Below are 12,902 nucleotides of genomic sequence, written 5' to 3'. Positions count from 1 at the left end.
TCCTTGATTCGAACCATACAAGCTTCATCTTTCAGACAAAAAGTCTGCTGGAATGAGCACCTTGCTTGTTACAAGCGGTTGCTGCAGGATCGTTGGACCAGTTTCCTCCCCTGACTCTAGATAAATGTATTAGCGCGTTAAAGAATAGAATAAAGACAAATTAATCCAATGTCAATAAGTAATTAGAAAAGAAATAATTTTTTGATATCTTGTTGACAGGTCATGAATCGGTGCTGTATATTCATCGTTAAATTCCATAAAACAAACTTTCTTATCAAGAGAGGTGGAGGGACTGGCCCTTTGAAGCCTCGGCAACAGACTCGGATGAGTACTGTGCCAATTCCAGCAAGCGATGCTTGAAGGATAAGAAAAGACAGTTGCTTTTTCACGGCCTCTTCTTTTCTTATGAAGAGGCCTTTTTACGTTCTAAAAAAAGAGTGGAGGTATGGAGAGATGAGTAAACAAATTATTTTAAATGCGTTTGACATGAACAGTTCGATGCACAATTCGCACGGGCTATGGAAACATGCAGAGAGCAAGCGTCATAAGAGATACAAAGATTTAGACTACTGGATCGACCTTGCTAAGACATTAGAGAGAGGAAAGTTCGATGCGGTGTTCTTTGCGGATGTACTCGGTGTGTATGATGTTTATCAAAAGAGTAAAGAACCGTCTATCCGTGACGGATTGCAAGTTCCGATCAACGATCCCGCGCTTCTTGTTCCAGCGATGGCAAGTGTCACCGAGCACCTCTCATTCGCTGTAACGGTGAGTACGACATACGAAGCACCGTTTGGGAATGCGCGCAGGTTTTCTACCCTTGATCATCTAACAAAAGGGCGAGTTGCCTGGAATGTTGTGACGTCTTATTTACCGAATGCAGCACGTAATTTTGGTCTCGATAAGATGATTCGTCATGATGAACGGTATGATATTGCTCATGAGTATATGGACGTTTCTTACAAACTGTGGGAGAGCAGTTGGGAAGATGGAGCGGTTGTTGAAGATCATCAAACGGATACGCTTGTTGATCCACACAAAGTTCATGAAATCAATCATGAAGGTCAATATTTCAGTGTGGAAGGGCCTCATCTTAGTGAGCCATCTCCACAACGAACGCCTGTCATCTACCAAGCTGGAACTTCTGAGAAAGGGCGCGAATTCGCTTCAAAGCATGCGGAGTGTGTATTTGTTGGCGGTCCTACACCAGAGCGAATCCGGTATTATGCCGAGGACATTCGTGAGCGTGCCGTTAAGCATGGAAGAAATCCTGACCACGTTAAGATCTTCTCGTTTTTAAGTGTGATTGTCGGTGAAACGACGGAGGAAGCGGAGCAGAAGTTTGAGGAATACAACAAGGTTTGGAGCGCTGATGCAGCCAAAGCGCAATACGGTGCAAGTGGCTATGATGTAGCGGAATTTGAAAAAATGGATCTTGATGAGCCGTTTGAATATAAGAAATCAACAGAAGGTGGCCAGTATAAAGCAGCGACGTTGACGAAGGATGCCCCGAAGAAACTGACTGTAAGAGAAGTGTTAAATCGTTTTGAATCGATCGACCGAAATAGTGTGATCGTCGGCAATCCTACCGAGGTAGCAGATGCGATCCAGTTTCAATTCGAAGCTTCCGGAGTGGATGGTTTTAATTTGAATCACCTTGTTACTCCAGGAGATTTAGAAGCTTTTATAGAGTTAGTCGTTCCTGAATTACAGAAACGCGGGTTATATAAAAAGGAGTATGCAGAAGGTACGTTGCGTGAAAAGCTGTTTGACCGAGAAGCGAGACTACCAGATGATCATCCAGGAAAAGCCTATGCTTTTCGTAAGGAAGTCGTGCGATGATCGAACTAAGAGAGATTACGAAAGAGTATGGAAAGAAGGACAAAATCGTTGCTGTCGATAACGTTTCTCTTCGTGTAGAAAAGGGAGAAATCTACGGAATCGTTGGGTATAGCGGAGCAGGTAAAAGTACGCTCTTACGGTTTATTAATGCTTTGGAAAGGCCGACGAAAGGGTCCGTCCACGTTGATGGAATCGACTTGCTATCGCTATCGAATAAAGCGCTTCGAAAAGCAAGGCAATCGATCGGAATGATTTTTCAAGGGTTCTATTTGGTTGCTTCAAAAACCGTCTATGACAACGTAGCATTTGCGCTTCTGGCTGCCGGTGTGAGTAAAAAACATATTGAGGAAAAAGTAGATCATTTGTTAAATGTCGTTGATCTCGCTGACCAGAAACGGAAATATCCATCGCAATTGAGCGGTGGACAAAAACAGAGGGTGAGTATTGCTCGAGCGTTAGCAAACGATCCGAAGGTGTTGCTTTGCGATGAAGCGACGTCAGCCCTTGATCCAAATACGACGAAATCCATTCTTTCATTGCTGAGGAATATCAATAAGAAGCTAGGAATAACGATCGTGATCATTACTCATGAAATGGAAGTGGTGAAGGAAATCTGTCATCGGTGTGCGGTGATGCGGGAAGGAAGAGTGGTCGAATCCGGCACCACATTCGATATTTTTTCTAATCCAAAGGATGAATTAACAAAGACGTTCATCCAAAACGTGCTTGAATTTCATCTTCCAGATTCGTTGATTGACCAAGTCCAAGGGAAGCTCGTTAAACTCATGTTTCTCCGAGACCTCGCAACCGATTCGGTTGTATCCGATATGCTACAGAGATTCAAAGTGAAAGGAAATATTTTACATGGAAAAGTTGAATACATCCAAGAAACGCCGCTCGGGGTGTTCATTATGGATGTGAGTGGCGAAGAGGCTGAAGTAAATCAAGCGATATCTTATTTAGAGAAGCGAGTAAACAGCGTGGAGGTGATCAATGATGGAACACATTATCAAGCTCTTGCCTGAACTAAATGTCGCGTTCTTTGAAACGTTGATCATGGTAGGGATCGCATTGTTGTTCGCAGTGATTATCGGCCTCCCGCTAGGTGTCATCCTGTTTATTACGGATCGAGGGTTGTTTCTAGAGAATAAATGGGTGAAGCAAGTGGTTGGCATCATCATCAATTTAATTCGTTCAGTCCCTTTCATCATCTTGCTCGTATTCCTCCTTCCGGTGACGAGCCTTTTATTAGGAACAACGATTGGTCCTATGGCTGCTTCAGTCTCCCTTTCGGTTGCGGCAATACCGTTTTATGCAAGAATTGTGGAATCGGCTGCGCGTGAAATTGACAAAGGCGTCATCGAAGCTGCTGTCGCAGCGGGGGCTTCGCCGTGGATGATCATTCGGCACATTGTCTTGCCGGAAGCGAAACCTGGTTTGATTACAGGGCTTACGATAACCGCTATCAGTTTGATCGGCTATTCAGCAATGGCTGGAACGATCGGCGGTGGAGGCATTGGAGATTTAGCGATTCGCTATGGGTATTATCGCTATGACGATACTGTGATGTTCACGACAGTGATCCTATTGATCGTCATTGTTCAACTCGTTCAATACATGGGTGATTTTATCGCCAAAACAGTAGACAAAAAATAGAGTGAGGAGTCGTTCAAATGAAGAAAAATGTGTTAACGATGATCGTGCTTTTAGTGACGGTCGGGTTGCTGTCAGCATGTGGAGACCAGGGGAGTAAAGCAAGCAATGTAGAGAAAGAAGAGTTGATTCTAGGAGGAACGATTCCTTATAGCGATATGTTAGAAAAAGGTGTGAAACCTTATCTTGAGAAGAAAGGATACACGGTCACGATCAAGGAGTTTAATGATTATGTTCAGCCGAATCTAGCACTGAAGAGCGGTTCGATCGATGCAAACTTATATCAGCATGAAGTATATATGAATGCATTTGCGAAAGAAAACAATATGGAGTTAAGCGGTGTGATCAGGGTACCTACTGCTCCAATCGGCATCTACTCAAACAAATATAATTCGTTAGATAAGATCGAAAAGGGAAGTACTGTAGCGATTGCGAATGATCCTACGAATCTTGCGCGAGGGTTAACGGTACTACGAGATAACGGCGTGATCGAATTTGATGAGGATGTCGATCCTCTCCGTGCTTCTATAAAAGATATTACAAAAAACCCAAAAGACCTTGTCTTTAAGCCTGTTGAAGCAGCACAGCTCCCGAGAACGCTCGATTCGGTCGATGTATCGGCAGTGAACGGGAACTTCGCGATCGCAGCGGGAATGGACCTGAACGATGCGATCGTAAAAGACGATTTGCCTGAAAATATCATCAACCAGGTTGTTGTAAATACGGAAGATAAGGACGAGCAATATGTTAAGGATATTGAGGAAGCAGTAAGGTCTGATGAATTTAGAAAAGTAATTGAAGAAGAGTTTCAGGGATTTCATCAGCCTGAGTGGTTTAAACAAAATTAAAATCTAGGCTCCGAATAACTTCGGAGCCTATTGTTATTGTTACCTTGCCATTATAAATAAAAGTCTACTTTTCGATCATTTCCTTCAATACAACAGCATGGTTGTGCACTTTGTCTTTAGCCCCGTAGAGCAATACAACCCTATTGTTTCTAGCTATGTTCTTCAACTCATCTAGTTTTGACATAGCATCTGATTCTTTTATTTCTTTTTGGTATGCTTCTTTAAATGATTCGAATTTATCAGGATCGTGAGCAAACCATTTACGTAGGGAAGAGCTTGGGGCAATATCTTTCATCCATTCATCTAAGTTCGCATCTTCTTTGGAAATCCCTCTAGGCCAAACTCGGTCTATTAGCACACGATGACCTCCAAGCGGTTTTTCCTCATCATAGATCCTTTTCAATACAACGGACATAGTAATCACCTTTCTTATACCAACAAGATTGTAGGACAAGATTTACATATCCTGTTCCCGTTTTTACGTAGAGAAAACGAGTATCGTTACACTATCTTCCATATTTTATTTTTGTAATTATGTGAAAATATAGGAACTTTCTAACGTGTCGTTTCCTATTTTTGTTACAATAAGGCTATGAGTATTTAGACATTGCGTTTAATAGGTAAAGATACCTATATTGAATACAACTACCTTGATAGAGGTTAATGGAGGAATCGTTCATGAGCTCAGAGTACCAGTACGATACGTACCACCCATCTGTGAGAAAAGTCATAGAAAATATTGAAAATGTAATGGTAGGAAAAAGGGAGGTTACTGAATTAAGTCTTGTTGCCCTTCTGGCTGGTAGCCATGTCCTTTTAGAAGACGTTCCGGGCGTAGGGAAAACGATGATGGTTCGAGCACTTGCGAAATCGGTAGGAGCTGGATTTAATCGAATTCAATTCACACCCGATTTATTGCCATCTGATTTAACAGGGGTCTCTGTATTTAATCAGAGAGAAATGATGTTTGAGTTTCGAAAAGGGCCTCTTTTAGGAAACATTATTCTTGCCGATGAGATCAACCGTACGTCACCAAAGACACAATCTGCACTTCTAGAAGGAATGGAAGAAGGCAGTGTGACGGTAGACGGGGAAACGCATATCCTTCCTCAACCATTCTTCGTTATGGCAACACAAAACCCAATCGAATATGAAGGAACGTATCCGCTGCCTGAAGCTCAGCTCGATCGTTTCTTACTAAAGCTGAAGATGGGCTATCCATCTCCTGAAGAGGAGCTCGAAGTGTTGAATAGAACAGAGCACGGGCATCCTATCGACGCGATTGAGTCAGCTCTTGAAATCGATGAGTTGATCAGCATGCAGAAGACCGTGAAAGAGGTATTCGTAAAGCAATCAGTTAAGCAGTATATCATCGATATCGTAAGCAGGACGAGACATAATACGTCGATCTATTTAGGGGCGAGTCCTCGAGGTTCACTTTCATTGATGAAGGCTGCCCAGGCTTATGCATTCATGCGCAATCGTGATTATGTCGTTCCTGATGACATCAAATATTTAGCTCCTTATGTGTTATCACACCGTGTGCTTTTAAAGTCGGAGGCAGCTTTTGAAGGTCAGCAGTCTGAGCAAATCATAAAAGAGATCGTTCAAAGAGTAAAAGTTCCGATCGTAAGGGAAGAGAAAGTGTAATGAGAGAGAAGCTTTCACAAAATCGAGTTTTAAAATTCTTCTTTTTAATTTTCCTACTACTCATCACCTTCTCATATGCGATGTTTCAAGGCGGGTTTGTTAGTTGGTTTCTCTTCTATACGTTCATTCCCTTCGTGATTTACTCCCTCGCATTGCTTTTCTATCCGCTAGATGGCATAAAGATGACGAGAACAGTTAATAAGACGGAATTGGAAGATGGTCAGGAGCTCACCGTAACGGTTACGGTCAAGCGTGCAAATCGCTTTCCTCTTTTTTATTTAATCGTAGAAGATCTTTTACCTGAGCGTTTATTTCCACTTGCTTCAGAAGATTCTTCTCGGTATCAGAGAGGGTCGCTCGCACTTCTTTTCCCCATGTTTCGTAAGGAGTTGACATATTCTTATGTCATTAATCCTATTCCAAGAGGGGAGTATCGGTTTCATTCATTGCGATGCAGAGCGGGAGATATGTTTGGATTCGTTCAACATGAAGAGAATGTAAAAGTTGAGCAATCTGTTTATGTTCTTCCAAGCTATCAATCTATTACATGGACACCTTACCGCCAACAGCTTTCTGGGACAAGACCTTCCCCAAGAAAGGCGGACTTTGATTATTCAACAGCCGTAAGTGTTCGAGAGTATGTACCTGGCGATAAGTTGTCCTGGATCGATTGGAAAGCAACAGCAAAGAGCTCGAAGCTATTAACGAAGCAGTTCGAACAACAAGTTAGTAGGGACTTCATGCTGTTTCTAGATCGTGAGGAAACGCATTTTGGTCGTGATTACTCACCACTGTTTGAGAAGGCGGTTCGACTTGCTGCTTCCATCACGCATGCTGCGTTGAGACAAAATGCGATGATGGGGCTCGTTTCTTCTGGGAAAGATCATACCGTTTTAAGTGTGAATGGTGGAAAGGCCCAGCGCAGAAGAATTTTTCACCATCTTGCTAGAGTGAATCCGAACGGATCTACGCGTTTCGATACTGTTATTAAACGTGAGGCACACCATTTTCCTGCAGGGACAGGCGTGTTTATTGTGAGTCCTTCTCTTGATGCTGCGTTTCTTTCGACGCTGAAAGAGCTTGTTTCAAGAAAAGTGCAGGTTGAATTCTTCTACGTTACTGAAAATATTAAACTCGCTGAGCAGGCGGAACTTAACAAGCTTATTCAATTTGGAGTGAAGGTTCATGCTATTTCAGGTGAGGTTTTTAATGAGGAGTTAAAGGGAGGTGGGAAACGTGCAACAAGCTGATCAGAAATTAGACTGGATCTATTCCCTTCTCCTTTATGGACTAGGTTTTCTCCTGTTCTGGGAATGGCTAAGGCCGTTATCTGTCATTTCAAATACCGGGGAACCAGAAGTGTTTATTCTCTTTACAGCATTTCTGTTCTTGATGTCCTATTTTCAAATCCCATTCTGGTTATCGTTTCCTATTAAAGCGATCGCGATGACCTATGCCCTGCATTCTCTATTCTTTCCTGGTGCTTTTCTTGAAATGATTTGGTTCAAGTACTTTCTCTCAGACGTCGGTCAAAACATCGGATTGATGTTCGATACAAGTTGGGGAGAGTTATCCAATCTATTTCGGACACTTTTATTTTTTATTTTATTATGGTTGATCAGTTATCTTATGCAGTACTGGTTGATTCAGACAAGAAGAATCTTTCTCTTTCTCGTCGTTACCATCGTGTATATCTCTGTGATCGATACGTTCACAGCTTATAACGCTGATGTTGCAATCATCCGCATCATAATGATTGGCTTTGTGTTATTAGGGTTACTACAAATCTTACGAATTCAAGAGCAAGAGGGCGTTACCTTCTCAAAAGGTAGATTTCCTGTATTCTGGCTTATGCCTCTCGTCCTGATTATCACATTCTCTTCTTTGTTTGGTTATATCGCACCTAAGGCAGAACCACAGTGGCCAGATCCTGTTCCGTTTATTAAGAAAACAACAGAGTATGAAGAGGGCAGCGATGCGAAAGGCAATGGCATCAGTAAGATCGGCTATGATGAAGATGATTCAAGGCTTGGTGGTCCTTTCATTGAAGATGATACACCTGTTTTCAATGCTGAAACACAGCAAAGAGGCTATTGGCGTGTAGAAACAAAAGATGTGTATACAGGTAAAGGGTGGGACGTTTCTCTCCCTGATCGCAGAATTTTCGAAGGCCGAACAGACCGTCTTTACGAAGAAAGCGTTGAGGTCGAAGGGTTAGATGCAAACGTTTCGATGAGTGGTAACGTTGAATATGACTTTATCATTCACCCTGGGCAAGTGACAGATGTTGAGGCACCAGATGATGTTCAATTAGTGACGAACGTTGTTTCTGGGAAAGTATTCACTCAAAAGCTAGCTGACCCATTTGTACTTGATAACTATTCGTTATCATATGAAAGGCCAACATTTTCAGAGAAACTTCTTAAGGAAGCACCGGTAGAGTATTCACAAGATATCCGGAATCAGTATCTTCAGTTACCTGAATCGCTTCCAGAACGTGTTTCGGAACTTGCTGAGGAGATCGTAGCAGAAGAAGACAATCCTTACGATAAAGCAAGAGCGATCGAGAATTACTTCGTTGGTAATGGATTTGTTTATGAAACGAAAGATGTATCGGTCCCTGATCAAGATGAAGACTATGTTGATCAATTTCTTTTTGAAAGTAAAAAGGGATATTGCGATAATTTCTCAAGCTCTATGACGGTACTATTGAGAAGTCTTGATATACCAGCACGCTGGGTGAAAGGTTTTACTGAAGGAGAGTATGTAAGCACGAATGGTGATTATGGTGAGTATGAAGTTACGAACAATAACGCCCACTCCTGGGTAGAAGCCTATTTTCCAGGTGTAGGTTGGGTTCCGTTTGAGCCAACGCGTGGGTTTTCGGGCTTAGCTGACTTTGTATCTGATTATAATGAAGAGGGCGGAGCAGAAGCTGAAGCTCCTGAACCGGCTACGCCTGAAGAAGAACAGCCTCAAAATCAAACTCAAGAGGATGAGCAGCAAGGTTCTTCAAAAGGATTCTCATTATCGTTGGAATGGACAATCTGGCATACGATTGGTTTACTCATTGTGTTAGCAGCTTTCGTTGTTTATGCATTTAAAAATTACAAGAAGTGGATCAAGCGTTTCTTCCTTCGTAAATATAAGCGGCGAGACGATAGCAAAGCACTATCAGAAGCTTACTTTAGACTCCTATGGTTGCTAGAACTTCATGGTATTAAGCGGGGAGATGGTCAGACGTTACGTGAGTATGCGGTGAAAGTTGACAACCAACTTGGTACACAGGATATGAAGGTTTTAACAAGGCGCTATGAGGAAAATCACTATCGTGGTAAACCTTCAGAATCTGGTTGGAACGAAATGAAGGAATTATGGGAAAATTTAATTAAAAAGATGCAATCTTGACCGTTGTATAGACGGTTGATAGAATGAATCCATAGTTTTAGCGAGAATAAGTGTCACCTTCGTATATCCCTGGGAATATGGCCCAGAAGTCTCTACCGGATCACCGTAAATGATCTGACTATGAAGGCAGATATTCCTAGTTAAAGCCAGGATTCTGCCTTTGTACCATGGCAGAGTTCTGGCTTTTTTTCTATATTACCGGGCATTGTTTGTTAGAGTAGTGATAGCTATTGTAGACAAAACTACTGAAGACTAAATAGAAGTGAGGGAATTAGATGTTAGAAGAACAGGAATCCATTATTGTCCTCGACTTTGGAGGGCAATACAATCAGCTAATAGCAAGACGTATTCGTGACCTTGGTGTATTCAGTGAGTTACACCCGAACACCATTACTGCAGAAGAGGTCAAGAAGATTAATCCGAAGGGAATCATCTTCTCAGGCGGTCCTAACAGCGTATACGGTGAAGGAGCACCACGCTGTGATGAGGAAATTTTTGAGCTTGGCATTCCGGTTCTTGGCATTTGTTATGGTATGCAGCTTATGACACATCATTTTGGTGGTAGTGTAGAAGCAGCAAAGCACCGTGAATATGGTAAAGCTATGTTGAACATCACTCACCAATCACCACTGTATGAGGGCCTTCCTGAAGAGCAATCAGTATGGATGAGTCATGGTGATCTTGTAAAAGCTCCACCAGAAGGATTTGATGTAGCTGCAACAAACCCATCATGTCCAGTTGCAGCGATGAGCGATTCTTCTCGTCACCTATATGGCGTTCAGTTCCACCCTGAAGTTCGTCACACTGAGCATGGGAACGCACTATTGAAGAACTTCGTTTACAACGTGTGTGAGTGTGAAGGAAACTGGTCCATGGAGAATTTTATTGAAGAACAGATCGAAACGATCCGTGAATCAGTTGGTAACAAGAAAGTTCTTTGCGCACTAAGCGGGGGCGTTGATTCTTCTGTCGTTGCGGCTCTCGTTCACCGCGCGATCGGTGACCAGCTAACATGTATGTTTGTCGATCATGGCCTTCTTCGTAAGAACGAAGCAGACAGTGTGATGAAGACATTTGGTGAAGGGTTTGAAATGAACCTTATCAAGATCGATGCTGCTGACCGTTTCCTATCGAAGCTCAAAGGGGTAACGGACCCAGAGAAGAAGCGTAAGATCATTGGTAACGAGTTTATCTATGTGTTTGAAGAAGAGTCCGAGAAGCTTGAGGATATGTCATTCCTTGCTCAAGGAACGCTTTACACAGATATTGTTGAAAGTGGAACTGCGACAGCTCAAACGATTAAATCCCACCATAATGTAGGTGGTCTTCCTGAAGATATGAAGCTCGACTTGATCGAACCACTCAACATGCTCTTTAAAGATGAGGTTCGTAAAGTTGGTACAGAGCTTGGTCTACCGGATGAGATTGTATGGAGACAACCGTTCCCAGGACCAGGTCTTGGTATCCGCGTTATTGGCGAAGTAACGGAAGAGAAGCTGAAGGTCGTTCGTGAATCAGATGCGATCCTTCGTGAAGAAATCAAAAAAGCAGGACTTGATCGTGATATTTGGCAATACTTCACGGCCCTTCCTGACTTCCGTAGTGTTGGCGTTATGGGAGACGCGAGAACGTATGACTATACGATTGGTGTTCGTGCCGTTACATCGATCGATGGAATGACGTCCGACTGGGCACGTATTCCTTTCGATATCCTTGAAATCATTTCGACTCGTATCGTGAATGAAGTGGATCATGTGAATCGTGTCGTGTACGATATTACTTCCAAGCCACCTGCTACAATCGAGTGGGAGTAAACACGAACAAATAAAAAATAAAAACAGAAATTGTTCGGATTTACTGTTGACGCAAAATGAAGTAATTGATACACTACACTAGTAAATAAATGAACGACAATCCATCGTATAACATCGGGAATATGGCCCGAAAGTCTCTACCAGGTTACCGTAAATAACCTGACTACGAAGGAAACAGAGAGGGGAGTGAACCGTTTGGCTCACGAAGCATGACGGTTTGCGATCTTTCTTTTCCTATTAGTCCGCTCCGGGTAGAGAACCCGGAGCTTTTTTTATTTTTACGACGGATGTTCAAATAGGGGGATTTAAAATGAATCGATTTTTTCGCTTTCAAGAACACAACACAACATACAAAAAGGAATCGATCGCGGGATTAACAACATTTCTTTCGATGGCATACATCCTATTTGTTAACCCATCTATCCTAGCAGATGCAGGAATGGATCAAGGAGCTGTTTTCACCGCTACAGCTTTAGCTGCGGCACTGGGTACGCTAATCATGGGTGTGCTCGCTGGGTATCCGATTGCACTAGCACCTGGAATGGGATTAAATGCTTTCTTCACGTATTCAGTCGTGATAGTCATGGGAGTACCTTGGGAAACAGCGCTTGCGGGCGTATTAGTATCAGGACTTATCTTTATTATTATTACGATTTTCAAAATTAGAGAAAAGATTATCAATGCCATACCGATGGAATTAAAATACGCCGCAGCGAGCGGTATCGGGCTTTTCATCGCATTCATCGGTCTTAAGAGTGCTGGTATCGTTGAGAATAACGATTCTACACTCGTCCAGTTAGGAGATCTTCTATCAGGTTCAACGCTTCTAGCGGTGTTTGGTCTTATCGTCACAGTCATCCTTATGGTGCGAAACGTAAACGGAGGCATTTTCTACGGAATGGTAATCACAGCGATCGTTGGAATGATCTTCAGCCAGGTTCCAGTTCCAAGTAGCATCGTTGGTGGTATTCCAAGTCTAGAGCCAACATTTGGCGTAGCACTTGGTCACCTTGGTGACTTAGTTTCGATCGATATGCTAGTCGTCGTCCTTACTTTCTTATTCGTAGATTTCTTCGATACAGCAGGAACGCTAATCGCTGTTGCAACGCAAGCGGGGATTATGAAAGACAATAAGCTACCTCGTGCAGGTAAAGCATTGTTCGCTGACTCATCTGCAACGGTACTAGGTGCTGTGCTAGGAACATCTACAACAACCGCATATATTGAGTCATCATCAGGTGTAGCGGCTGGTGGCCGAACAGGGTTCACTTCCGTTGTCACTGCTGGACTCTTTCTTCTAGCTTTATTCTTTTCACCATTATTAGCTGTCGTAACGCCAGCAGTTACGGCTCCCGTCTTGATTATCGTTGGGGTTCTAATGGTCAGTGTTCTTGGGAAAATCGAGTGGAACCGATTTGAAATCGCAGTGCCAGCATTCTTAACAATCATCGCGATGCCGCTTACGTACAGTATCGCAACTGGGATTGCACTAGGGTTCGTCATGTATCCCATCACGATGCTAGTGAAAGGCGAAGGAAAGAACATACATCCGATCATGTATGCCTTGTTCTTTGTATTCGTTGCCTACTTTGCATTCTTAGCGTAGATTACAAGATTAATAGAAACCAGACAGCAGTCATTTGCTGTCTGGTTTTTTGCATGTATTGCGCCAATAATCACAGATGAG

10 protein-coding genes and 4 riboswitches are annotated in these 12,902 nt (G+C 42.8%); of the genes, 9 read left to right on the top strand and 1 reads right to left on the bottom strand.

The annotated features are described in order from the left end of the window. Positions 1–21: 21 nt before the first annotated feature. A riboswitch (SAM riboswitch) is annotated at positions 22–127 on the bottom strand. Between the two features lie 141 nt (positions 128–268). Further along, positions 269–370: riboswitch (SAM riboswitch) on the top strand. Positions 371–453: 83 nt separating this feature from the next. Genes LCM09_RS20325 through LCM09_RS20310 form a run of 4 tightly spaced genes read left to right on the top strand, consistent with a single transcriptional unit; the run spans position 454 to position 4,343 of the window. After that, positions 454–1,842, top strand: a complete 1,389-nt coding sequence (locus LCM09_RS20325) for an LLM class flavin-dependent oxidoreductase (RefSeq protein ID WP_224885543.1) — start codon at positions 454–456, stop codon at positions 1,840–1,842. Continuing rightward, a complete protein-coding gene (locus tag LCM09_RS20320; RefSeq protein WP_224885542.1) occupies positions 1,839–2,867 on the top strand; it encodes a methionine ABC transporter ATP-binding protein in 1,029 nt (342 codons plus the stop codon). Before LCM09_RS20325 ends, LCM09_RS20320 begins: the two co-directional genes overlap by 4 nt. Further along, entirely contained in the window at positions 2,836–3,498 is a 663-nt protein-coding gene (locus LCM09_RS20315) for a methionine ABC transporter permease (RefSeq protein WP_224885541.1), read from the top strand. Before LCM09_RS20320 ends, LCM09_RS20315 begins: the two co-directional genes overlap by 32 nt. 17 nt (positions 3,499–3,515) lie before the next feature. Beyond that, a complete protein-coding gene (locus tag LCM09_RS20310) occupies positions 3,516–4,343 on the top strand; it encodes a MetQ/NlpA family ABC transporter substrate-binding protein (protein ID WP_224885540.1) in 828 nt (275 codons plus the stop codon). Between the two features lie 64 nt (positions 4,344–4,407). Here LCM09_RS20310 and LCM09_RS20305 read toward each other — a convergent pair whose 3' ends face one another. Next, entirely contained in the window at positions 4,408–4,758 is a 351-nt protein-coding gene (locus LCM09_RS20305) for a DUF488 domain-containing protein (RefSeq protein WP_224885539.1), read from the bottom strand. 263 nt (positions 4,759–5,021) lie between these two features. Between LCM09_RS20305 and LCM09_RS20300 the strand changes: the two genes are divergently transcribed. The 5 genes from LCM09_RS20300 to LCM09_RS20280 all read left to right on the top strand — a co-directional run bounded on the left by LCM09_RS20300 (position 5,022) and on the right by LCM09_RS20280 (position 12,821). Continuing rightward, positions 5,022–5,993: an AAA family ATPase gene (locus LCM09_RS20300; RefSeq protein WP_224885538.1), complete on the top strand. Its 972-nt coding sequence runs from the start codon at positions 5,022–5,024 to the stop codon at positions 5,991–5,993. Further along, positions 5,993–7,243 carry a DUF58 domain-containing protein gene (locus tag LCM09_RS20295; RefSeq protein WP_224885536.1) on the top strand — a complete coding sequence of 417 codons (1,251 nt, stop codon included), beginning with the start codon at positions 5,993–5,995 and terminating at the stop codon, positions 7,241–7,243. The genes LCM09_RS20300 and LCM09_RS20295 overlap by 1 nt, the downstream gene beginning before the upstream one ends. Beyond that, positions 7,221–9,401, top strand: coding sequence for a transglutaminase TgpA family protein (locus tag LCM09_RS20290; RefSeq protein WP_224885534.1), 2,181 nt, complete (start codon positions 7,221–7,223; stop codon positions 9,399–9,401). The genes LCM09_RS20295 and LCM09_RS20290 overlap by 23 nt, the downstream gene beginning before the upstream one ends. A gap of 39 nt (positions 9,402–9,440) precedes the next feature. After that, a riboswitch (purine riboswitch) is annotated at positions 9,441–9,542 on the top strand. A gap of 134 nt (positions 9,543–9,676) precedes the next feature. Continuing rightward, the gene (gene guaA, locus LCM09_RS20285; RefSeq protein WP_224885532.1) at positions 9,677–11,215 is read left to right on the top strand and encodes a glutamine-hydrolyzing GMP synthase; all 1,539 of its coding nucleotides are present in this window, start codon (positions 9,677–9,679) and stop codon (positions 11,213–11,215) included. 84 nt (positions 11,216–11,299) lie between these two features. Then, positions 11,300–11,401, top strand: a riboswitch (purine riboswitch). Positions 11,402–11,525: 124 nt separating this feature from the next. Next, positions 11,526–12,821 (top strand): NCS2 family permease, encoded by a 1,296-nt coding sequence (locus tag LCM09_RS20280; protein ID WP_224885530.1) that lies wholly within the window; start codon positions 11,526–11,528, stop codon positions 12,819–12,821. The last annotated feature ends 81 nt before the right edge of the window (positions 12,822–12,902 follow it).

Source organism: Guptibacillus algicola, from assembly GCF_020171805.1.
Taxonomy (GTDB): Bacteria; Bacillota; Bacilli; order Bacillales; family Guptibacillaceae; genus Guptibacillus; species Guptibacillus algicola.
Note: the sequence above shows the minus strand (reverse complement) of the source record. Positions and strands in the feature narration are given on the sequence as shown.

Excerpts from the sequence above, each read along its gene's own strand:
- LCM09_RS20310 (WP_224885540.1), top strand. The coding sequence starts at position 3,516 with ATGAAGAAAAATGTGTTAACGATGATCGTGCTTTTAGTGACGGTCGGG.
- LCM09_RS20325 (WP_224885543.1), top strand. The coding sequence starts at position 454 with ATGAGTAAACAAATTATTTTAAATGCGTTTGACATGAACAGTTCGATG.
- LCM09_RS20280 (WP_224885530.1), top strand. The coding sequence starts at position 11,526 with ATGAATCGATTTTTTCGCTTTCAAGAACACAACACAACATACAAAAAG.
- guaA (WP_224885532.1), top strand. The coding sequence starts at position 9,677 with ATGTTAGAAGAACAGGAATCCATTATTGTCCTCGACTTTGGAGGGCAA.
- LCM09_RS20295 (WP_224885536.1), top strand. The coding sequence starts at position 5,993 with ATGAGAGAGAAGCTTTCACAAAATCGAGTTTTAAAATTCTTCTTTTTA.
- LCM09_RS20315 (WP_224885541.1), top strand. The coding sequence starts at position 2,836 with ATGATGGAACACATTATCAAGCTCTTGCCTGAACTAAATGTCGCGTTC.
- LCM09_RS20320 (WP_224885542.1), top strand. The coding sequence starts at position 1,839 with ATGATCGAACTAAGAGAGATTACGAAAGAGTATGGAAAGAAGGACAAA.
- LCM09_RS20300 (WP_224885538.1), top strand. The coding sequence starts at position 5,022 with ATGAGCTCAGAGTACCAGTACGATACGTACCACCCATCTGTGAGAAAA.
- LCM09_RS20305 (WP_224885539.1), bottom strand. The coding sequence starts at position 4,758 with ATGTCCGTTGTATTGAAAAGGATCTATGATGAGGAAAAACCGCTTGGA.